Origin of the sequence: Vibrio sp. 10N.286.55.E10 (assembly GCF_002872555.1) — a bacterium.
In the GTDB taxonomy this organism is placed as follows: domain Bacteria; phylum Pseudomonadota; class Gammaproteobacteria; order Enterobacterales; family Vibrionaceae; genus Vibrio; species Vibrio crassostreae.
The window spans coordinates 1-227 of the sequence record NZ_MCSD01000054.1 but is presented as its reverse complement, the minus strand read 5'-3'; the positions used below and the strand labels follow the sequence as shown (position 1 = coordinate 227).

The 227-nt window shown below is 49.3% G+C and carries 2 tRNA genes; both read left to right on the top strand.

The annotated features are described in order from the left end of the window. Positions 1-71 precede the first annotated feature (71 nt). Positions 72-147, top strand: a tRNA-Glu gene (locus BCV39_RS19935). A gap of 2 nt (positions 148-149) precedes the next feature. Further along, positions 150-225 (top strand) — tRNA-Lys (locus BCV39_RS19930). Positions 226-227: the final 2 nt, after the last annotated feature.

The window sequence follows — 227 nt, the reverse complement described above, 5'->3', positions numbered from 1 at the left end:
AAGTGTCCACACAGATTGATTAGGTTTAGAAAGTAAAAGAGACGAAGAACTCCCAAGTTCTTCAATCCAGTGTCCCGTTCGTCTAGAGGCCTAGGACACCGCCCTTTCACGGCGGTAACAGGGGTTCGACTCCCCTACGGGATACCATTGGGTCGTTAGCTCAGTTGGTAGAGCAGTTGACTTTTAATCAATTGGTCGCAGGTTCGAATCCTGCACGACCCACCATT